The organism is Streptomyces sp. P9(2023) (assembly GCF_032436795.1).
In the GTDB taxonomy this organism is placed as follows: Bacteria; Actinomycetota; Actinomycetes; order Streptomycetales; family Streptomycetaceae; genus Streptomyces.
Map to the genome: position 1 here is coordinate 1 of NZ_JAUPWM010000712.1, position 250 is coordinate 250.

A 250-nucleotide genomic window follows, 5' to 3' on the forward strand; every position below is an offset into this window, starting at 1 on the left:
TGCTGGCATTAATCTGCTAGGAGGAAAAATGGGCATTGTTTCATATGCACAAAATTTTGAAGATGTGATGCTTTGGCGGGCGCTTGGCCATATTGAAAACGGGTTCTATGTCGATATAGGAGCCCAGCATCCGACCATTGATTCGGTAAGTAAAGCATTCTACGAACGAGGTTGGAGCGGCATTAATGTAGAGCCGGTTGATGAATATATTACATTATTGCAAGCAGAACGCGGTAGGGATATCAATCTG

The 250-nt window shown here is 43.6% G+C and carries 1 protein-coding gene; it reads left to right on the plus strand.

Features of this window, described 5'->3' with window-relative positions:
* Positions 1-250, plus strand: a 250-nt coding sequence (locus tag Q5762_RS39195) for a hypothetical protein (RefSeq protein WP_315897093.1), incomplete at both ends; no start/stop codon positions are given.